The 20,116-nt window shown below is 65.2% G+C and carries 17 protein-coding genes; 9 read left to right on the top strand and 8 right to left on the bottom strand.

Annotated elements, in window-relative coordinates:
* The first annotated feature begins 70 nt into the window (after window positions 1–70).
* The 6 genes from E3O48_RS15905 (at window position 71) to E3O48_RS15880 (ending at window position 7,934) form a co-directional block, all read left to right on the top strand.
* Window positions 71–2,365, top strand: a complete 2,295-nt coding sequence (locus tag E3O48_RS15905; protein WP_134540361.1) for a DUF6049 family protein — start codon at window positions 71–73, stop codon at window positions 2,363–2,365.
* The gene (gene murJ, locus E3O48_RS15900; RefSeq protein ID WP_134507588.1) at window positions 2,358–3,974 is read left to right on the top strand and encodes a murein biosynthesis integral membrane protein MurJ; all 1,617 of its coding nucleotides are present in this window, start codon (window positions 2,358–2,360) and stop codon (window positions 3,972–3,974) included. Before E3O48_RS15905 ends, murJ begins: the two co-directional genes overlap by 8 nt.
* Before the next feature lie 151 nt (window positions 3,975–4,125).
* Window positions 4,126–5,100: a thioredoxin-disulfide reductase gene (gene trxB, locus E3O48_RS15895; protein ID WP_134507587.1), complete on the top strand. Its 975-nt coding sequence runs from the start codon at window positions 4,126–4,128 to the stop codon at window positions 5,098–5,100.
* Between the two features lie 11 nt (window positions 5,101–5,111).
* On the top strand, window positions 5,112–5,435 hold the full coding sequence (gene trxA / locus E3O48_RS15890) for a thioredoxin (RefSeq protein ID WP_134507586.1): 324 nt from the start codon (window positions 5,112–5,114) through the stop codon (window positions 5,433–5,435).
* Between the two features lie 183 nt (window positions 5,436–5,618).
* Window positions 5,619–6,938, top strand: a complete 1,320-nt coding sequence (locus tag E3O48_RS15885) for a PLP-dependent aminotransferase family protein (RefSeq protein ID WP_134540358.1) — start codon at window positions 5,619–5,621, stop codon at window positions 6,936–6,938.
* A gap of 39 nt (window positions 6,939–6,977) precedes the next feature.
* Window positions 6,978–7,934: a D-alanine--D-alanine ligase gene (locus E3O48_RS15880; protein WP_134540355.1), complete on the top strand. Its 957-nt coding sequence runs from the start codon at window positions 6,978–6,980 to the stop codon at window positions 7,932–7,934.
* Between the two features lie 2,960 nt (window positions 7,935–10,894).
* Here E3O48_RS15880 and E3O48_RS15875 read toward each other — a convergent pair.
* The 8 genes from E3O48_RS15875 to rpmH all read right to left on the bottom strand — a co-directional run bounded on the left by E3O48_RS15875 (window position 10,895) and on the right by rpmH (window position 15,883).
* A complete protein-coding gene (locus E3O48_RS15875; protein ID WP_134540352.1) occupies window positions 10,895–11,854 on the bottom strand; it encodes a ParB/RepB/Spo0J family partition protein in 960 nt (319 codons plus the stop codon).
* Window positions 11,854–12,792 (bottom strand): ParA family protein, encoded by a 939-nt coding sequence (locus tag E3O48_RS15870; protein ID WP_134507582.1) that lies wholly within the window; start codon window positions 12,790–12,792, stop codon window positions 11,854–11,856. The genes E3O48_RS15875 and E3O48_RS15870 overlap by 1 nt, the downstream gene beginning before the upstream one ends.
* 85 nt (window positions 12,793–12,877) lie before the next feature.
* On the bottom strand, window positions 12,878–13,507 hold the full coding sequence (rsmG, locus tag E3O48_RS15865; protein ID WP_134540349.1) for a 16S rRNA (guanine(527)-N(7))-methyltransferase RsmG: 630 nt from the start codon (window positions 13,505–13,507) through the stop codon (window positions 12,878–12,880).
* Between the two features lie 14 nt (window positions 13,508–13,521).
* Window positions 13,522–14,037 carry a R3H domain-containing nucleic acid-binding protein gene (locus tag E3O48_RS15860; RefSeq protein ID WP_134540346.1) on the bottom strand — a complete coding sequence of 172 codons (516 nt, stop codon included), beginning with the start codon at window positions 14,035–14,037 and terminating at the stop codon, window positions 13,522–13,524.
* An 18-nt stretch (window positions 14,038–14,055) separates the two neighbouring features.
* Entirely contained in the window at window positions 14,056–15,027 is a 972-nt protein-coding gene (gene yidC, locus E3O48_RS15855; RefSeq protein ID WP_134540343.1) for a membrane protein insertase YidC, read from the bottom strand.
* An 8-nt stretch (window positions 15,028–15,035) separates the two neighbouring features.
* Window positions 15,036–15,347 (bottom strand): membrane protein insertion efficiency factor YidD, encoded by a 312-nt coding sequence (gene yidD, locus E3O48_RS15850; RefSeq protein ID WP_134507578.1) that lies wholly within the window; start codon window positions 15,345–15,347, stop codon window positions 15,036–15,038.
* A gap of 6 nt (window positions 15,348–15,353) precedes the next feature.
* A complete protein-coding gene (rnpA, locus tag E3O48_RS15845) occupies window positions 15,354–15,737 on the bottom strand; it encodes a ribonuclease P protein component (RefSeq protein ID WP_134540340.1) in 384 nt (127 codons plus the stop codon).
* An 8-nt stretch (window positions 15,738–15,745) separates the two neighbouring features.
* Entirely contained in the window at window positions 15,746–15,883 is a 138-nt protein-coding gene (gene rpmH, locus E3O48_RS15840) for a 50S ribosomal protein L34 (RefSeq protein ID WP_134507576.1), read from the bottom strand.
* Between the two features lie 396 nt (window positions 15,884–16,279).
* Between rpmH and dnaA the strand changes: the two genes are divergently transcribed.
* The 3 genes from dnaA to gnd all read left to right on the top strand — a co-directional run bounded on the left by dnaA (window position 16,280) and on the right by gnd (window position 20,111).
* Window positions 16,280–17,695 carry a chromosomal replication initiator protein DnaA gene (dnaA, locus tag E3O48_RS15835; RefSeq protein ID WP_134507575.1) on the top strand — a complete coding sequence of 472 codons (1,416 nt, stop codon included), beginning with the start codon at window positions 16,280–16,282 and terminating at the stop codon, window positions 17,693–17,695.
* Window positions 17,696–18,060: 365 nt separating this feature from the next.
* Window positions 18,061–19,209, top strand: a complete 1,149-nt coding sequence (dnaN, locus tag E3O48_RS15830; protein ID WP_134540337.1) for a DNA polymerase III subunit beta — start codon at window positions 18,061–18,063, stop codon at window positions 19,207–19,209.
* 14 nt (window positions 19,210–19,223) lie between these two features.
* Window positions 19,224–20,111, top strand: coding sequence for a phosphogluconate dehydrogenase (NAD(+)-dependent, decarboxylating) (gene gnd / locus E3O48_RS15825; RefSeq protein WP_134507573.1), 888 nt, complete (start codon window positions 19,224–19,226; stop codon window positions 20,109–20,111).
* Window positions 20,112–20,116 lie beyond the last annotated feature (5 nt).

The raw sequence follows: 20,116 nt of genomic DNA, 5'->3' as shown, positions 1-20,116 counted from the left end.
TTAGTTGCTGGGCGCGTCGCCGCCCGCCCCGGGCCGGATATCCCAGCCTGCACGCCGTAGAATCCCCTACATGGTGGCCGACTCAATTCCTGCGCGTCGGCCCGCGCTCCCGGAATCGCGCGCCGGTCGCCGTCGCCCGGTCCGGACCCTGCTCGGCGCCGTTCTCGCCCTCGTGCTGGCCGGGGCCGCGCCGCTCGCCGCCTCCGCCGTCCCGGCCGGCGGTTCCACCGACCGCTCACCCGTCTCGGCCAGTGCCGTCCCAACGAATTCGGTGAGCGTCGCCGTTGCCCCGGTTTCGCTGAAGCCGCTGCACGCCGGGGAGGACCTCTACCTCACGGTCACCATCAAGAACGGGACCGCCGACCCGATCGCCCCCGGCACGATCGACCTCTATCTCGCCGAACGCGCGTTGACCAGCCGTTCCGCCCTCAACAGCTGGCTCCGCCCGGAGAAGACGGGGAAGCCGGGCGACCTGATGAAGAGCGAGGCGACGAAGGCTCCCGTGCAGCCGGACAGCACCGAGATCATCACCGTCACGGTTCCCGCCGACGCCGTCGGCCTCACCACCGGGAACGCCTGGGGTGCCCGCGGGATCGCGGTCACCCTGACCGACAACGGCGACGTGTTGGCCCAGGGCCGGGGAACCTTCGTCTGGTATTCGGACGAGGAACTGACCCCGGTGAACGTCGCCGTGGTCATGCCGATCGCCGCACCGGAACAGACGACAGGCCTGATCCCCGAGAAGGCGCTCGAAACGTTCACCAGCCCGACGGGTGTGCTCACCCGCCAGCTCGAGGGCGTGATCGATCGGCCGGTCGCCATCGCCATCGACCCTCAGATCATCGTCTCCATCCGAGTCCTGGGCAGTTCGGCACCACCCAGCGCGACCGCCTGGCTCGAACGGCTGACCCAGGCGAAAAACGAGATATTCCCGCTCAGCTATGCAGATGCGGATCTCTCCCTGCAGACCCAGGCCGGCGCCGCGACCCTCCTGGCGCCCACCTCATTCGACCAGGCGATCGACCCCACCCTCTTCACCACCCCCACCGCGACAGGAACGCCGACCCCGACGGCGACAGCAACCGCGCCTCCGGCAGCCTCCAGCACTCCGGTCCCGTCCGGCACCCCCACCGCGCCGGCCGGGCCGGTCGGCGGAGCCGCCCCGACCACCGAACAACTGCTCGCCTGGAACTACACCGCGACCGACATCGGGTGGCCGCACGAGGGTTCCGTTGCCGCCGCGGACCTGCCGATCTTCGCGGCCGGCGGTCTGGGCACGACCATCCTGTCCGGCAGCAACGCGAGCCAGTCCGACAGTGACATCACCCCGAACACCGCCGTCGCCCTCGGTGCCGGCGCCGGCACCGGGCTCGTCATGGACGATCCGCTCTCGAAGGCGCTGCGCACGGCCGCCGCATCGACGTCCGACGACGCGTGGCGTGAGGCCATGGCAGAGGTGGGCTCGCAACTCGCGGTGGTCTCGGCTGAGAAGCCCGGCACGATGCGCACCCTGCTCGCCACCTTCGACCGGGGCTGGCCGCCGAGCGCCGCCCGACTCAGCCAGACGCTCGACGCCCTCGCGGCGCTCAGCTGGCACGCCCCGGCCACTCTGGCCGCCGCACGCGCCACCACCACCACCGACGTCACGTTCGAGGGCCGCACCGAACCGGCCGAGCGCACCGAACTCGCCAAGCGACTGCTCGTGCGCGAGGCCGACGTGGCGGCGTTCTCCTCGGCCCTGACCACCCCACTGCCGGTGACCGCCGAACACCGACTCATCCTGCTGTCACTGCTGTCGAACTCGTGGGCTTCCCAGCCGGGTAGCTGGCGGGATGCCGTCGGCACCAACCTGGTCGATTCCTCCGCCCTGCTGCGTTCCGTCTCGGTCTCGACCAAGGGTCCGATCAACGTCCTCGGCAGCAAGGTGGACATCCCCGTCACGCTCGACAACACGCTGGGCCAGGCCGTCACCGTGCGCGTGCAGGTTGTCCCCTCGAACGGGCGCCTCCTGGTCGGCAGTGACGTCGAGTCCACGATCGAAGCACAGTCCGCCCGGACCGTGCTGGTGCCCGTGACCTCGGCGGTCGGGAACGGCACGGTGACCCTCCGGGTGACCCTGTTCACCCCGGCCGGCACCATGATCGACCAGCCGGCCCTCATCCCGATCAATGTGCGGGCCGATTGGGAGGGCCTGGGGTCGCTCATCTTCGCCGCCGCCGTCGTGTTGTTCTTCGGCTTCGGCGTGTGGCGCAACATCCTGCGCCGCCGCCGGGAACGTGACGAGCCCGACACGTCCACCGACCCGAACGCCACCGCCGCTCCCCCGGCGTCCTCGAACACGGCCGGAACGGATCCGAATGCCTAAGACCGGCAGCATCGGGCGCGCGAGCGCGTTCCTGGCCTCGGGCACGATCGTGTCCCGCATCCTCGGTTTCATCAAACTGATCGTGCTCGCCGGTGTGATCGGCCAGGTCGGCCAGAGCACCAACGCGTTCGCCGTCGCCAACCAGCTGCCGAACACCGTTTACGTGATCGTCGCCGGCGGAGTGCTCACGGCGGTGCTGGTGCCCCAGATTGTGCGGGCGAGCCTGCACGCCGACGGCGGCACGGCGTACATCAACAAGCTCGTCACCCTCGCCCTCGTGATCGTCGGCGTCACGACCGTCGTCGCCACGGCGCTCGCCCCGGTCCTGACCCTTCTCTACGCGCCGAATATGAAGCCCGGGGCGCTGGCACTGGCCACCGCCTTCGCGTTCTGGTGCCTCCCGCAGATCTTCTTCTACGGGCTGTACACGGTGCTGGGCGAGGTGCTCAACGCCCGCAAGTCGTTCGGCCCGTTCACCTGGGTGCCCGTGCTCAACAACGTCATCGCGATCGCCGGCCTGGTCGTGTTCGCCGCGCTCTACGGCGCCGACCCGGACGGCGTGCGCCAGGCCGGCGAGTTCACCCCCGTGATGATCGCCGTTCTGGCAGGAAGCGCCACTCTCGGCGTGGTGCTGCAGGCAGTCGTGCTGTTCTACTTCTGGCACCGGATCGGACTGCGCTTCCGTCCGGACTTCCACTTCCGCGGGGTCGGCCTCGGTGCGGCAGGCAAGATGGCGAGCTGGACCTTCGGGATGCTGCTGCTGACCACCGTCGCCGGCATAGTCGAGACACGAGTGGTCACGCTGGCCGGCGACACCGACGCATCCGTCGCCGTGCTGAACACCGCCTGGCTGATCTTCATGCTGCCGCATTCGGTGATCACCGTCTCGGTCGCCACGGCCTACTTCACCCGGATGAGCGAGCACGCTGCGGTCGGCAAGCTCGACCTGGTGCGCACGGATGCCTCATCCGCCATCCGCGGAACGACCCTGATCATCGTGCTGGCCTCTGCCGTGATCGCCGTCTGCGCCTACCCGTTCGCCGCGGTCTTCGTCTCCCGGTTCGGCCAGGTGCAGGGCATCGGCAACGTGATCGTCGCCTACGTGATCGGACTGGTCGCCTTCTGCGTCCTCTTCGTCATCCAGCGCACGTTCTACGCGCTCGGCGACACCCGCACGCCGTTCTTCTTCACCCTGTTCCAGGTGGTCCTCGTCATCACCGGAGTGCTCGCCTGCGCCCTCCTGCCGAGCGCGTGGATCGCGGCGGGCATCGCGCTCACGGTCACGGTGTCCGGGATCGCCCAGGCCGGGTTGGCCGCCTGGCTGCTGCGCCGGCGGCTCGGCGGGATCGACGGCAGCCGCATCGTCCGCAGCCTGGTCAAGTACCTCGTGGCGGCGCTGCCCCCGATCGTGATCGGCCTCGTACTGCTCGTCGTTCTCGGCGGCACGCAGGAGGACGGCTTCGCCCTGTCGGGCAAGGCGCAGGCCATTGCCACGATGCTGGTCATCGGCGCGTCGATGGCGGTCGTCTACTTCGGGCTGCTCCTGTTGATGCGCAGCGACGAACTGCGCGGCTTCCTCAGCCCGGTCTTCGCCCGTCTCCGGCGCTGACCGCGCGTGAGCGCCGGTCGTCCCCCCGCCCGGCTGTGTGTGCGCTGTGGACGCAGCCGGGGCGCGGAATAGCATCCGATTAGGATGTGTTGTACCCGGCAGCGAGGCAAGTCACCACTGTCCTGCCCCCCAAATCGAAGGAGTTCCCCGCGTGCGCCAGATCATCATCATCGGCTCAGGACCGGCCGGATTCACGGCCGCCATCTACGCCGCACGCGCCAACCTGAAGCCGCTGCTGATCGCCAGTTCCGTCGAGGCCGGCGGTGAACTGATGAACACGACCGAGGTCGAGAACTTCCCCGGGTTCCCCGACGGCATCCAGGGTCCGGAGCTGATGGCCAAGATGCAGGAGCAGGCCGAACGCTTCGGCACCGAGGTCGTCTACGACGACGTCACCGAACTCGACCTCACCGGCCCGACCAAGACCGTCACCCTCGGTTCCGGCGTGACCCACGAGGCCCTGGCCGTGATCTTCGCCACCGGTTCCGCGTACCGCAAGCTCGGCCTGCCCGACGAAGAGCGTCTGTCCGGTCGCGGGGTGTCCTGGTGTGCCACCTGCGACGGGTTCTTCTTCAAGGAGAAGACCATCGCCGTGATCGGCGGCGGCGACTCCGCCATGGAGGAAGCCACCTTCCTGACCCGGTTCGCCAGCAAGGTCTATGTCGTGCACCGCAAGGACACGCTCCGTGCCTCGAAGATCATGCAGGAGCGGGCGTTCGCCAACCCGAAGATCGAATTCGTCTGGAACTCCGCGGTCGTCGGCATCACCGGCGCCGAGGCCGTCGACGGTTTGCGCCTGCGTGACACCGTGTCCGGGGAGGAGACCAGTCTCCCGGTCGGCGGCGTCTTCGTCGCCATCGGAAATGACCCGCGCACACACCTCGTGCACGCGCAGCTCGACCTGACCCCCGAGGGCACCATCGCCGTCGCCGGCCGCTCCTCCAAGACCAGCCAGACCGGCGTCTTCGCCGCCGGCGACGTCATCGACCCGACCTACCGCCAGGCCGTGACGGCCGCCGCGTCGGGCACCGTCGCCGCGCTCGACGCCGAGCACTACCTCGCCTCCCTTCCCGCGGACCTGCTGGCTGACGCCGGCGAGGCCGAACTCGCAACAGTCACCAACTAAGGAGCAAATACATGTCTGCACGCGCCGTTACCGACGCGACTTTCGACCAGGAAGTCATCAACAACGAAAAGACCGTTCTGGTCGACTTCTGGGCCGAGTGGTGTGGCCCGTGTCGCGCCGTCAGCCCGATCCTCGACCAGATCGCGAGTGAGAACGCCGACAAGATCGACATCGTCAAGCTCAACGTCGACGACTTCCCGGCCCTGGCCGCGAAGTACCAGATCACCTCCATCCCCGCGATGAAGGTGTTCCAGAAGGGTGAGGTCGTCAAGACCGTCATCGGCGCCAAGCCCAAGGTCGCCCTCGTGGCCGACCTGGCCGCATACCTGGCCTAGGCCTCTCATCGGCCGTCCGGCCGACCCGCCTGAAGACCCGCCCGGCAGCAGCCGGGCGGGTCTTGTCATGCCCGGGCCGCCGGCTTGCCCCGCGTGGCCCTGTACGCTCGCGGGAAGGCGCCATGAGGACCGGCCCCCGCGTGACACCGCCTACGATTGAAGCCACACCAGAACGGAAGTGACGTGACAGGACAGGGTTCACCCCAGACCGGCAACAATCTCGATCCGTGGTACCACCACTACGCCGAGCGAGCCGCGGGGCTGCGCGCCTCCGAGGTCAGGGCCCTCTTCGCCGTGGCCTCCCGCCCCGAGGTGGTCTCCCTCGCCGGCGGCATGCCGTTCGTTGCGGCCTTGCCGCCAGACCTCGTGATCAACGCCATGGGCCGCGTCATGCGCGAACAGGGTCCGACGGCCCTGCAATACGGCTCTGGTCAGGGAGTTCCTGTGCTTCGTGAGCAGATCCTCGACGTGATGGCGCTGGAAGGCATCCGGGCCCACGCCGATGACGTGGTCGTCACGACCGGCTCCCAGCACGCCCTGGAGCTCGTCAGCAAACTCTTCCTCGACCCCGGTGACGTCGTGCTGTCCGAGGGTCCCAGCTACGTCACCGCCATGGTCATCTTCAAGTCGTACCAGGCCGAGGTCGACCATGTCCCCATGGACGAGCACGGCCTCATCCCGGAGGCACTGCGGGAGCACATCCTCAGCGTCCGGGCCGCCGGTAAGAGCATCAAGTTCCTGTACACGATCCCCAACTTCCACAATCCGGCCGGCGTGACCCTGAGTTGGGCCCGTCGGGTCGAGATCCTGGAGATCTGCCGCCGGAACGACATCCTCGTGCTCGAAGACAACCCCTACGGCCTGCTCTACTTCGACCAGCCGGCCCCGGATGCGATGCGTTCCCTCGAACAGGACGGCGTCGTCTACCTGGGGACCTTTTCCAAGACCCTCGCCCCCGGCTTCCGCGTGGGCTGGGCGCTCGCGCCCCACGCCATCCGCGAGAAGCTCGTGCTCGCCAATGAGGCCGCGGTGCTCTCGCCGAGTTCCTTCAGCCAGCTCGTGATCTCCGAGTACCTCTCCAGCGCCGACTGGAGGGGCCAGATCAACACCTTCCGGGGCGTGTACCACGAGCGGAAGAACGCCCTGCTCAGCGCGCTGGACGAGTACCTGCCCGAGTTGACCTGGACCAATCCGAACGGCGGCTTCTACGTCTGGGTGACCCTCCCCGACCGCCTCGACTCGAAGGCCATGCTCCCGCGGGCTGTCAAGGAACTCGTCGCGTACACGCCGGGCACGGCCTTCTTCGCGGACGGCGACGGTCGCCAGAATATGCGCCTATCCTTCTGCTATCCGACACCGGAACATATCCGAATTGGCATACGTCGCCTGGCCACCGTGATCCGCGACGAACTCGACCTGCTCGACACCTTCGCGGGGACCGGATCATTGAATCCGCTCCGGGAGAACTCGCGGTTCAGTTCGCCGCCACCCGACATCTCCTAGACCAAGACCCCCCGGCCAGAGCAAGGAAAAACCCTGATCATGAGCGAATTAGCGGCACTTGATATCATCGTCCTCGCCGGCGGGATCTCGCACGAACGCGACGTCTCACTACGTTCGGGACGGCGGGTTGCGGACGCCCTCACGAGCCGGGGACACACCGTGACGTTACTCGACCCGCAGGCCGGTCTGCTCGCCGACATCACCCATCGCCACCCCGACGTGATCTGGCCGGTCGTGCACGGTGCGACCGGCGAAGACGGCGCTCTCCTCGCTCTCCTCGAGACGACCGGAATACCTCACGTCGGTTCGCGAGGCGGACCTGCGGCACTCGCGTGGTCCAAACCGACGGCTAAGGAACTCGTCCGGCGGGCCGGTTTCCCGACACCCGACTGGATCGCCCTGTCCAAGGAGACGTTCCGTGATCTCGGTGCCGCGAGCGTGCTCGAACACGTCCTTTCTTCGCTGCCCACTCCACTGGTCGTCAAGCCGGCGGAGGGCGGTTCAGCCCAGGGAGTCACCATTGTCGAGACGTCGGCTGAGCTTCCTCGCGCGATGGTCGACGCGTACACCTACGCCTCCGTCGCAGTCGTGGAAGAGAAGGTCAACGGCACCGAACTCGCCGTCACCGTCATCGACACAGGCGACGGACCGGCCGCGCTGCCGGCCGTGGAAATCGTTCCCCTCGTCGGGGCCTACAGCTTCGAGGCCAGGTACAACGCCGGCGACACCCTCTTCTACGCTCCCGCCCGGATCTCTCCTGAGATAGCCGCCCGGGTCGCCGAGACCGCCGTGGCGGTGCACACTCTCCTCGGCCTCCGACACATCTCCCGAATCGACCTCATCGTCGACGACGACGGCACCCCCTGGTTCCTCGAGGCCAACGTTCTTCCCGGACTGACGGAGACCAGCCTCGTGCCGCAATCGATCGAGGCATCGGGGCAGTCCCTCGGCGCGGTCTACGAAGCCCTTGCCCAGGCGGCACTCGCCAAGAACTGAAGACCAAGGACCATCGATTGGTTTCACGTGAAACATTGACGCTCATCGGCGGGGGTCGAGGCCGTCCCGTCCACCATGGCTCACCGTTCACGCGAAAGAGCGTGACGGAGCCCTCGAAACGGGCCTTTTCACGTCGTCAGGATCGATCCTAAGGCGCGTTCAGAAATTCCGCTCGGACCATATTCGGGCCATATTTCGGCTCAAAACGGCCAAGGATTGAGCATTACCCACAATTCTTGATTCCGGCGATCCGTCACCCGCACGCTGGCCAATCTGGACGAAGTGAGATGCCCTCCACACCATATGACGGCTTTGGGAGCATGTCCGTCGAAGAACATGGCCGGATCAGGGGGCCACCAGATGAACTGATCATCGCCATGCGGAGGATGATCGGGGACGAGGCGCGCAGCCGAGGGAAGCGAGCGTCCGCTTGACGCTCGCGGGCGCGACGCTCTGCGAGTAGTCCGCGTTGGTATCGCCAGTCCCCGCGGTCGGACCCCGCGGTCGGACCTCGCTGCGCCAATGAACGGCAACCACCACCACCTCATCGATCCCCCGACCTGACCCTGTTGGACATCCATGACGTCCTGGCCCCCGGCACTGGTGCCGACCTCACCTCCGTCTTGATCCCGATCCGGCGACCCAGAAGTTCTATTGACCCAGGTCGACAGTGGCGCGCCCCGGCCCCGGCTGCCCTTCCGTTGCCCTCACTCAACCCGGACTTTCAGGTGAAACATGTTCCTGCCCAGTACCCGGGTCCCCACCCTGATCAGTCGTTGGGGCGGCCCGGGCGGGGCCGGGGACAGCCCTGGCGCCCTGCAGTCCCCGTGGATGCCTTCACAACACGATGACCTGCAGCGCGCTGCCAAGCCCGCACGCTGGCCCCGATCCCACCCCACACCCTCTGATCACACCGTGGGCACCGACAGGACGCGTGCGGCCGCGTCCCTGGCAACCACCGGTCCTCCATCGCCGGGGGGAGTGGGGTGCCGATACCGGCGGGGCAACCGGGAACGCAGGCACCGAGGTGCCGCCCGCGGTGTCAGACCCGCCTTCCCGCAAGGCCGACACAGCGTGAATTCAGGGTCGGTGGGAGTGCTGAAGCGGCTCAGCGCCAGGCACTGCCGCCAACGCAGAAATGGCAAGGGTACGGCAACAGGAACCTCTCGGCCCCACGACGAGGACGGTGTGGCCTGATCCGGCTCTTGCCAAATTGCCTCCACACGCGCCCGGGGGAAACCCCCGAGAACGCAGGGGCACAGTCCGGGGGAGTGACCGCTGTCGCGTGGGAATCCCGGCGGGACCAGGCCCTCAGGATTCGGCCGAAGCAGAGCCATTGGCGACATTCCTCATCACTTTCGTTCTCCGATCGAGCACGAGTATGGTCATGTTTCACGTGAAACATCACAGCGAGTACCCGGATTCATGGTCCGTGAACTCAGTCCTCAGCTATTCGCCAGCCAGGCGGGGCCGCCGCCCGCATTCCCTGGCTGCCCCAGCCGATCGGATGGGCCGGGAACGGCCGTCCCTGTCGCGGCCAGGGCAGGCCCGAATAGCGGCCCCGGGTCACAGGTCTCGTCGCAACAATCCATCACGAGTGAGCAACTGGAGGTGGACAGCCCAGGGGTCATGAGAACGCTCGACCGCCCACACGCGGCTCCTCAGCACCGCCACGATCCACCGGTGTCCGCATTCGACAGTGGACACTGGGTTGATCCCGCAAATGCTGCAACATCTCCGGGCGGCAGGGCCGGTGCGCACGGCTTCGACGGCGCAGTCACGTGTGCACCCTCTGCGTACAGCAGGAGCTACCCTGGCCAACCGCACGGATCCACCAGCGTGGACGCCAGGCCGCTGTCCAGCGGCGGGGAAGACACCCCCGTCATCGTCACCCGCAGCTCACCCGTGATCGCCACCCTGGCCGGCCGGATATCCGATGGCTTCACTCGTTCACAGACGGCAGCTTCCTGATCCACGCCCGCACGGACACGCGGAGTTTGTCGACGAGGAGAAAACGGACAGTTCCGGGACTCCACCGAACAACCAATGTGTTCCGCAGCGCAGGCAAGCACCCCGCCGTCGCCACAAAGAACAACACCCGTCCACGAAGCGACCCGGCCGGACAACAGCTCCCCAGCGAATCACAATTCTCCAGCCAACTGCCCAGTCGCGCACGGACAACTTCACCCCCTCGGCAGAGATCCATGCTCGCGGGTCACCCCGTTTCCCCTCGGTCACCTCGCCTGCGTCCACCCGGGAGGCGCGACCACGGGCTCCCGGGTCGCCTCCGCGGATCAACACCGACACGGCCAGCCAACGGTAGAGCGATCGCCGCCCGTCGGACGCGGACGACAGGACCGTTTCCGCGGGCGACCGGGCCACGGGACGATGCTCCGTCGCGAACACCGAGGTTCGTGCCGCTCGCCGGCCCCTATCCGAGCGCGCTCCTGACTACCGGGCTGCCGGTCACCGGCTTCAGGCCCCGGAGCCGTGGGTTACAAGTCCAGTCACACCATGGGTCCCACGCCGTTGCAGACCCTGATCCCCAGACGCAGGAGGAGTTGCGGGCACTGCGCCCTCAGGCGGGCCGTCTCGACCACGCGGGGTCCTTCGGAATGGGCTGGCGGGACCCTGATCCCAAGGTCACGCCACGGATCGATGACACCGGTGCCCCCGCGCACCACCAACCATGTTTCACGTGAAACGCAGTGACGGATTCACAGGCCAACAGCCACAGCGCACTGCCGCAGACACGGGGAGAGGAGGTGGGGGAGTGGATGGGTGGGGAAGTGGATGGGTGGGGGAGTGGCATCAGGAACGGGAGCGGGAGACCAGAGCAGCCCAGCATCAGAGGACGATGCACCGTGCGACGACTGCCCGGTTGCCCAGAGGCAACCGATGCCCCACCAAGGGGGATACCCAACCGGCGGACGACCAGATCGGTCAGGGTGCCAGGACGCTCAGCTCGCGCCGAAGCCCGGTTCGCCGATGACGCCCAGGATGCGGTTCAGGTCTCCGATTGTCGCAAAATCCACTGTGATCTGGCCTTTTCGTGCGCCCAGATGAATCTTCACCCGGGTGTCGAGGCGATCACCGAGGTGCTCGGCGATCTCATCAAGGTGCCCCTGGCGACGGCCGGCTGCCGGCTTCGTCTTCGTGGGGCGAGGCTCCGCCGTGGCGGCCGCCTCGGCTGCACGAACGGACAAGTCCTCGTTGACGATCTTGTCGGCGAGCCTCAGCATTCCCTCTGGGTCACCGACCGAGAGAATGGCCCGGGCGTGACCGGCCGTGAGAACTCCGGCGGCGACGCGAAGCTGCACCGGCTCCGGCAGCTTCAACAGACGGATGGTGTTCGTGATCTGTGGTCGCGAGCGGCCGATCTTGAGCGCGAGTTCATCCTGGGTGATGCCGAAATCGGCAAGCAACTGCTGATAGGCCGATGCTTCCTCGAGAGGGTTGAGCTGCGCACGGTGCAGGTTCTCCAGCAGCGCGTCGCGCAGCATGTCGACATCCGCGGTCTCGCGTACGATGGCCGGGATCGTGTCGAGCCCGACCTCTTTGGTGGCGCGGAGCCTGCGCTCGCCCATGACTAGTTCGTACTTGCCCGGCAACTCCGGGATCGGCCGCACCACGATCGGCTGCAGAACGCCCACCTCGCGGATGCTGTGAACGAGTTCGGCCAGGTCACTCTCGTCGAAGACACTCCGGGGCTGCTGCGCGTTCGGCACGATGTTCGCGGGATCCAGGTGGGCCAGACGCGCCCCCGGCACGGGGAGGAGATCCTGCGACTGCACCGTCTCCACCGGACGAAGTGCTTCGGAGTACGGGAAGAACACGTCGACCGGTCGGGCCAGGGTCGGGTCATCTTGAGTGGGGATCAGTGCGCCGATGCCGCGGCCGAGGCCTGTTCTCTTCGCCATTAGAGTCGTTCTCCTGTCTGGGGGGCGCCCCGTCGGGCGATTTCCGCTGCTGCTTCGAGGTAGGAGAGTGATCCGGCGGAGTTCAGGTCGTAACTGATGACACTCTGGCCGTAGCTCGGGGCCTCAGAAACGCGCACGGAGCGGGGAATCAGGGTATCCAGCACCTGATTCGGGAAATGATCCCGCACATCCTGCGCCACCTGGTTGGCCAGGTTGGTGCGGCTGTCGTACATCGTGAGCAGAATCGTCGACACGGTCAGGTCCGGGTTCAGGTGCTTTTCGATCAGTTCAATGTTCTTGAGGAGCTGGCTGAGCCCCTCGAGCGCGTAGTACTCGCACTGGATCGGAATGAGCACCTCCTGCGCGGCCACGAAGGCGTTGATCGTGAGGAGACCCAACGAGGGCGGGCAGTCGATGAAGACGTAGTCATAGGGATCGTCCATCGTCTTCAGGTGCACCGCGAGGGCGCGGCTGAGCCGTTGTTCCCTGGCCACGAGGGAGACGAGCTCGATTTCGGCGCCGGCAAGGTGGATGGTTGCGGGCACGCAATACAGGGAACCGACTTCGGGGCTCTCCTGAACGACGGCAGCCAGATCCATGTCGTTGACGATGACGTCGTAGACGCTGGGAGTCTCTGCCCGATGCTCGACGCCGAGTGCCGTTGACGCATTGCCCTGGGGGTCGAGGTCGATCACCAGCACACGGGCGCCCTGCCGGGAGAGCGCCGCCGCGAGGTTCACTGCGGTCGTGGTCTTGCCCACCCCGCCCTTCTGGTTCGAGATGGTGATCACGCGGGTCTGCTCGGGCTTCGGCAGTTGCTCGGCCGCGATCACCTGTCGACGACGAGTCAGCTCGGAGATCTCGCGCGCCAGGGGAGTGGTGTCGTCGAACCCTGGGGCGGTCTTGGTGCCTTGCTGGTTTTCGCCAGGATGTTTCACGTGAAACCTTTGCAGTCGACGGTTAATGAGCCATCCAGAGGCCCCGATTCTGCCCGTAAATGTCGCTCAGGCGGAAATTCGGGGACTAATCAACTGTAGCCCTAATGACCCTTGTGACGTCCGGAAGCACGCCCTCGCCGAGGGTGATTACCTCCACATTGCCGAGATGATACGTGCGGATGGCCTTCACTGCGGCATCGATCTCGCCCTGGGCACCCGCGCCCTTCATCAGCACCAGCTCTCCACCCGGCCGAAGCAGGGGAGCAGTGAGGGGAATCAGGGTGCGGAACGCGCTCACCGCCCGCGCGGTGACCTGGTCGAGGCGCTGGGGGAGACGCACATCTTCGGCCCGCGCCCGGGTCACTGTCGTGTTGTCCAGGCCAAGCGCGGCAACCTGTTCGGTCAGCCAGGCAACCCGCCGCTCCATCGGTTCGATCAGCACGAAGGACACGTCCGGCCGGGCGATGGCCAAGACCAGACCCGGCAGCCCGGCCCCCGAGCCGACGTCGCCGACCAGGCCGGGACGCAGCAGGGGAGCGACGATCGCGCAGTTGAGGATGTGACGGCTCCAGAGCCGTGGAAGCTCGAGTGGCCCGATCAGTCCGCGTTCCTCGCCCTGGTCGGCGAGGTTACGGGCGAAGGCGCGGGCGACATCAATGCGTTCCCCGAAGAGATCGGCGGCGACGGCCGGCTCGGCCTCAAGGATCTCAGTCACAGTTTCGGCTGTCGTCAGGAGGCGGAGATGACCGTGTGGCGGTCGCGGCCCTCACCCTTGGACTCGGAGACGAAACCGGCCTCGGAGACCAGGTCGTGAACGAGCTTGCGTTCGTAGGACGACATCGCCGGCAGGGATGCCTCGGCCGCCCCACCCTGGATGCGCTCGATCGCGCGGGCCACCAGGGAGGCCAATTCGGCCTGCCGGGCATCACGCGATCCGCCGATGTCGAGGATCAACCGGGAGAACGAACCGGTCTTGTTCTGCACGGCCAGCCGAGTGAGCTCCTGGAGCGCGTTCACGGTGTCCGGCTTCGAGAGCAGCCTGAGGTTGTCGGCATCCGTCGCCTGCACGGAGAGGTAGGCCCTCCCGTTGCGGGCATCGATGTCGATGTCACCGTCGAGGTCGCAAATGTCGAGGAATTCCTCGATGTAGTCGGCGGCGATGTCCCCTTCCTTCTCGAGCTGGTCGAGGGTGGGGGAGTCGTCGGCCGGGGCATCCGCGGCGATCACGTCAGTGTTCTCAGTCACGTTGGTCTTCGCTCTCTACTACTTCTTGGGGCCGGTTTGCTTCTTGGCACGACTCTTGGCGATCGGCTGCTGGCGCTGCGGCTTCTTGGGCTCTTCGACCACGATAACGTCACCGTCGGTGGCGATGAGCTTACCCTTGCGGGCAAGCCGCTCCTCACGAGCCTTGGCCGCCTCGCTTCCGGGCGTCGGCATGTTGCGGATCACCAGGAACTGCTGGATCATCGTCCAGATGTTGGATGTCAGCCAGTAGAACATGACCCCGAGCGGGAACGCCACACCGGAGAAGGCGAAGACCAGGGGAAGCAGGTAGAGCATGATGCGCTGCTGCTTGAACATCGGGCTCGCCTTGGTCTCCGGCGACATATTCTTGGACACGATCTGGAGCTGGGTGATGAACTGCGAGGCCGTCATCAGGACGACCATGGTGGCCGCGATGATCATGACCGCCAGGTTGAACGAGTTTCCCGCGATCATCGCGGTCCACTGGGTGGCGAAGGAATCGTGCAGGGGTGCGTCACCGAACAGGGTGGCACTGCCGAAGCTCTTGGCCAGCGAACTGTCCAGCGGGCCGACTCCGGCCTGGCTGCGCTGAGCGTCATTCAGCACCGAGAACAGGGCGAAGAAGATCGGCATCTGCAGCAGCAGGGGCAGGCACGAGCTGAGCGGATTCGTGCCGGTGCGCTTGTAGAGCTCCATGGTCTCGCGGGACATGGCCTCACGAGAGAACTGGTCCTTCTTGCCCTTGTACTTGTCCTGGATCTTCTTGAGCTGAGGCGCGACCTCGAGCATCTTGCGCTGGCTCTTGATCTGCTTGACGAAGATGGGGATCAGGGCGGCGCGCACGACCAGGACGAGGCCCACAATGGACAGCACCCAGGTGATGCCGTCGTTGGTGCCCATTCCGAAGTTGGTGAACAACCAGTGGAAGGCAACGAGCAGAAGCTCGACTCCCCATTTCAGAGGCCAGAGAATCGTACCTAGGAGGTCCATACTTTGGGTCAGCCCTTTCCGTGGCTCGGTGCGACAACAAATCCAAACGACGTCACCGTGTAGCGACGCTTTCGCTTCAGGGGAACGTCATCGATCCCACCTTCGGCCCACGGATGACACCGAGCAAGCCTGCGGGCGGCCAGGGCCGATCCGACCACGAGGCCGTGTTCCTGAACGGCCCCGAGTGCGTAGGCCGAACAAGAGGGATAGTACCGGCATACATCGCCATACAGCGGTGAAATCACGGCCCGGTACGCGCGTAGCAGAACCACTCCGCCATTACGGGGGAGCAGAACGACGGTCGCGATCGCCCTATTCATCGACGTTCATCGATTCACGGGGTTCGGCGCCGCGTCGATTCGAGGGGTCCCGGGTTGACGCTGGTATTTCGCCAGCGCGCCCTCGACCTCCGAATACAACTCGGGCCAGGAGACATCGTTCGCCGATGGCAGGGCGCGGATGACGACATCCGTGCCCGGGCGCACCGACGGCAGTAGGGAGAAACTGGCTGCTTTCAGGCGCCGACGAACACGATTGCGCCTGACGGCGTTCCCCACGTTCTTCGCCACGATGAAACCGAACCGCACCGGCTCCCCATCGGGGTTCCGGCGCAGGTAGGCAACCAGGTGTGGGCCAACGACCCGCACACCACGACGAACGACCATCTTGTAGTCGTCACCGCTGGTGATGCGATTGGCCCCCGCGAGCACGAGAGTGCTTAAGCGGAAAGTTCGATGCGACCCTTACGACGGCGAGCACCGAGAATCGCGCGGCCGGCGCGGGTGCGCATGCGAAGGCGGAAGCCGTGCACCTTGGCGCGACGGCGGTTGTTCGGCTGGAACGTTCTCTTGCTCATAGTTTTGTCTCCACGTGTTAAATCTCCGCAGGCCAAAACAAGCGGCCGGGAAAGAGTGAGGTAGCCCTCGGGCTGGGGTCAACTGATTAAAACTACGGCTTCGACCTCTGTGGGTCAAACTCGAAGTCCCCAAAGGATCGATTCTGCACAAGAATTCACCTGGATTGGGCAGGACACGCGCACAAGATGGCAACGAATTTTGCCTCACCGTGGCGGATTGGCTACCGTGAGGACAAGTTATCCACAGGTTTTCACCAAACCCTGAGAATTCGGCCTTATTTGCACACAGGCGGTGGATAACCTTGTGGATGCTTTGGCTGGAAGACGCGTTCAGGGACGAGCTCGCACCGCCGTCCCCGTCGTTTTGAAGGCAACAATGAGAGATAACGGGGAACCATGGCCGACGAACAACCTATCGCAGACACCTGGCGGGCAGTACTGACCAGCCTTGAGTCCGATGACACCATCACACCGATGCTTTACGGCTTCCTTAATCTGGTCGAACCCAAGGGCATCGCGGCGGGAACCTTCTATCTCGAGGTGCCCAACGAGTTCACCGCGAGCATGCTCAATCAGCGGATGCGGGTCCCGCTCCTGACTGCCATGAGCCAGCTCTCCGAGTCGACCGCGGTGTCGACCTTTTACGTGGTGGTCAACCCGGAGTTGGAGAAGGAATCGATCCGCCCGGTGCAGGAGACGATGTCCCCGCCCGACGTTGACACCCCCGCAGCGCCGCAGTCGGTCTTCGAGAGCACGTCACCCGAACGCCCCCACGACACCCGGCTGAACAACAAGTACAGCTTCGACAACTTCGTGATCGGCCAGTCCAACCGCTTCGCCCACGCCGCTGCGGTCGCGGTCGCGGAAGCGCCGGCGAAGGCGTACAACCCCCTCTTCGTCTATGGGTCCTCCGGCCTGGGCAAGACCCACCTTCTGCACGCCATCGGTCACTATGCGATGAGCCTGTATCCCGGCATCCGCGTTCGCTACGTCAGTAGCGAGGAATTCACCAACGATTTCATCAACTCGATTGCGAACAACCGCGGCTCGGCCTTCCAGGCCCGGTATCGCAACATCGACATCCTGATGATCGACGACATCCAGTTCCTCCAGGGCAAGGCGGAGACGCAGGAGGCCTTCTTCCACACCTTCAACACCCTGCACGACCACAACAAGCAGGTGGTCATCACGAGCGACCTGCCGCCCAAGCACCTCACCGGGTTCGAAGACCGGATGCGATCACGGTTCGAGTGGGGTCTGATCACCGACGTGCAGGCTCCCGACCTCGAGACGCGCATCGCCATCCTGCGCAAGAAGGCCCAGAGCGAGAAGCTCCAGGTGCCACACGACATCCTCGAGTTCATGGCGTCGAAGGTCTCTTCCAACATCCGTGAACTCGAGGGGACGCTGATCCGGGTCACCGCTTTCGCCAGTCTCAATCGCACCCCCGTAGACATGGACCTGGTCCAGACGGTGCTCAAGGACCTCATCACGCTCGACGAAGACAATGTCATCGCCCCGGTGGACATCATCACCAACACGGCGGACTACTTCAAACTCACCGTCGACGACCTCTACGGTTCGTCCCGGTCCCAGGCCGTCGCCACCGCACGCCAGATCGCCATGTACCTGTGCCGTGAGCTCACCAACCTCTCTCTGCCCAAGATCGGGCAGCTGTTCGGCAACCGGGACCACACCACGGTGATGTACGCGAACAAGAAGATCAGTGAGCTGATGAAGGAACGTCGCTCGATCTACAACCAGGTCACAGAGCTCACTAATCGCATCAAACAGAACCACCGCTACAAATAAGCCACAGAATCCCTCAGTTTTCACACCTGTGGAAAACCCTGTGGAAACTCTTTGGACAACAGGGTTCAACCTGTGGAAACTCCGGCGCTGCTTGTGCAAACGGTGTCGGACGGATTCGACGCCCGACACCGCAGTGCGATTAACGCTCACAGGCTGCCAACAAGTTACATGTTTGTAGTTCCCAGTGATTCCGCGTCATCCACAGAGTTATCCACAGTTTCCACAACGGTTAAGAAGATTAACAATTAACTTCTATCTCTCTCCATCCGACAACCTTTGCTGCTCCGCACCATCGCAACGAATGACAAAAAAACCCGACTAGCATTGAGGCCGTATCCAGGTCTCCCATCGACAGGAGTGACTTCGTGAGATTTCAGGCCAACCGAGACGTCTTCAGCGAAGCCGTCTCTTTCGCTGTGAAGCTCCTTCCCCAGCGCACCACGCTGCCCATTTTGAGCGGTGTGCTGATCGAAGCGACAGCGACCGGCCTCATCCTCTCGTCGTTCGACTACGAGGTGTCGGCGCAAACCGAGATCGCCGCAGACGTCGAGGAAACCGGCAAGGTTCTGGTCTCCGGTCGTCTGCTGGCCGAGATCGCGAGCCGGATGCCCAATGCCCCGGTGCGTTTCTCGACGAATGAGTCACGGATCACGGTCAGCTGCGGCTCGGCCAGCTTCACCCTGCTATCCATGCCGGTCGAGGAATATCCGAGCATCCCGCAGGTCAGTGCCCAGTCCGGACTCGTCCCGGCGGAAGAATTCGCTGCAGCCGTCGCCCAGGTGGCCGTCGCCGCATCCCGGGACGACGTCACCCCGGTCATCACCGGAGTGCAGCTTCAGATCACCGAGAACAGCCTCAGCCTCGTCGCGACCGACCGCTACCGCGTCGCCGTTCGTGAGATCGACTGGGACCCGGGAACCAATACCGCCACAGACACCATCACGGCGCTGGTACCTGCCCGCACACTGCAGGAGGTCGGTAAGACCTTCGGCCACAGCGGCACCATCTCGGTCGCCATCACGAACACCGACGACCGCGAGCTGATCGCGTTCACGGCTGACAAGAAGACCGTGACCAGCCTCCTGATCAAGGGCAACTATCCACCCGTGCGCCGGCTCTTTCCGGAGAACGTCGACAACTACGCCGTGATGAACACCGCCGAGCTGATCGAAGCCACCCGCCGGGTGCAGCTGGTCCTCGAGCGTGAGGCGGCACTGCGTTTCACCTTCACCGCCGACGGGCTCACCCTCGAGGCCGTCGGGTCCGAGCAGGCCCAGGCGTCCGAAACGATCGATGCGATCCTCTCCGGGACCGAAACGGTCGTCTCCCTCAAACCGCAGTTCCTGCTTGACGGCCTCGGCGCCGTGCACTCCGAATTCGTGCGCATCTCATTCACGAAGACGGAGAACCCCAACAAGCCCGGCCCTGTGCTGATCACGAGCCAGACCTCTCGGGACCAGCCCGGCGCCGACAGCTACAAGTACCTGCTCCAGCCCAACCTGCTGCTGCGCTAACCAGGAGACAGACCATGCACATCGGCATCATCGGCCTCGGCAAAATGGGCGCGAACATGCGCGACCGCCTCCGGGCGGGCGGCATCGACGTGACCGGCTACGACCGCAACCCGGGATTGACTGATGTCGCATCGACGGCCGCTCTCGTTGAGGCGCTGCCATCTCCCCGCCTGGTCTGGGTGATGGTTCCGGCCGGCAGCATCACGACCGCGGTGATCACCGAGCTCTCCGCGTTGCTCGAAGACGGCGACCTGGTCATCGACGGTGGCAACTCGCGCTTCACCGATGATTTCACCCACGCAGCCCTGCTCGCGAAGACCGGGGTGAACTACATCGACGCGGGAGTGTCCGGTGGGGTGTGGGGGCTGCACAACGGTTTCGGTCTGATGGTGGGCGGATCAGCCGATCAGGTCGCGCGCGCCATGCCCGTGTTCGACGCGTTGCGCCCGGAAGGACCGCGCGAAGAAGGTTTCGTGCACGCCGGCGAGGTCGGGGCCGGCCACTACGCGAAAATGGTGCACAACGGCATCGAATACGCGCTCATGCAGTCCTATGCCGAGGGTTATGAACTGCTCGAGAAGCGGGATGACCTGATCAAGGATGTCCCGGGGATCTTCAAGGCCTGGCAGCGCGGGACTGTGGTGCGTTCCTGGCTGCTCGAGCTGCTGGTCAAGGCCCTGGACGAGGACCCGGACCTCGGCGCGATCGAGGGATTCGTGGAGGACTCCGGCGAAGGTCGGTGGACCATCGAGGAAGCCATCAACAACGCCGTTCCGGTCCCCACGATCAGCGCGGCCATCTTTGCACGATTCGTTTCACGACAGGAAGATTCGCCGGCCATGAAGGCGGTCGCGGCACTGCGCAACCAGTTCGGTGGCCACGCCGTCAAAAAGGCCGACTGACTCGA

It is taken from the genome of Cryobacterium sp. HLT2-28, assembly GCF_004402495.1.
Classification (GTDB): Bacteria; Actinomycetota; Actinomycetes; order Actinomycetales; family Microbacteriaceae; genus Cryobacterium; species Cryobacterium mannosilyticum.
Note: the sequence above shows the minus strand (reverse complement) of the source record. Positions and strands in the feature narration are given on the sequence as shown.

Excerpts from the sequence above, each read along its gene's own strand:
- E3O48_RS15905 (WP_134540361.1), top strand. The coding sequence starts at position 71 with ATGGTGGCCGACTCAATTCCTGCGCGTCGGCCCGCGCTCCCGGAATCG.
- murJ (WP_134507588.1), top strand. The coding sequence starts at position 2,358 with ATGCCTAAGACCGGCAGCATCGGGCGCGCGAGCGCGTTCCTGGCCTCG.
- trxA (WP_134507586.1), top strand. The coding sequence starts at position 5,112 with ATGTCTGCACGCGCCGTTACCGACGCGACTTTCGACCAGGAAGTCATC.
- E3O48_RS15880 (WP_134540355.1), top strand. The coding sequence starts at position 6,978 with ATGAGCGAATTAGCGGCACTTGATATCATCGTCCTCGCCGGCGGGATC.
- E3O48_RS15875 (WP_134540352.1), bottom strand. The coding sequence starts at position 11,854 with ATGGCGAAGAGAACAGGCCTCGGCCGCGGCATCGGCGCACTGATCCCC.
- yidC (WP_134540343.1), bottom strand. The coding sequence starts at position 15,027 with ATGGACCTCCTAGGTACGATTCTCTGGCCTCTGAAATGGGGAGTCGAG.
- yidD (WP_134507578.1), bottom strand. The coding sequence starts at position 15,347 with ATGAATAGGGCGATCGCGACCGTCGTTCTGCTCCCCCGTAATGGCGGA.
- rpmH (WP_134507576.1), bottom strand. The coding sequence starts at position 15,883 with ATGAGCAAGAGAACGTTCCAGCCGAACAACCGCCGTCGCGCCAAGGTG.
- dnaA (WP_134507575.1), top strand. The coding sequence starts at position 16,280 with ATGGCCGACGAACAACCTATCGCAGACACCTGGCGGGCAGTACTGACC.
- gnd (WP_134507573.1), top strand. The coding sequence starts at position 19,224 with ATGCACATCGGCATCATCGGCCTCGGCAAAATGGGCGCGAACATGCGC.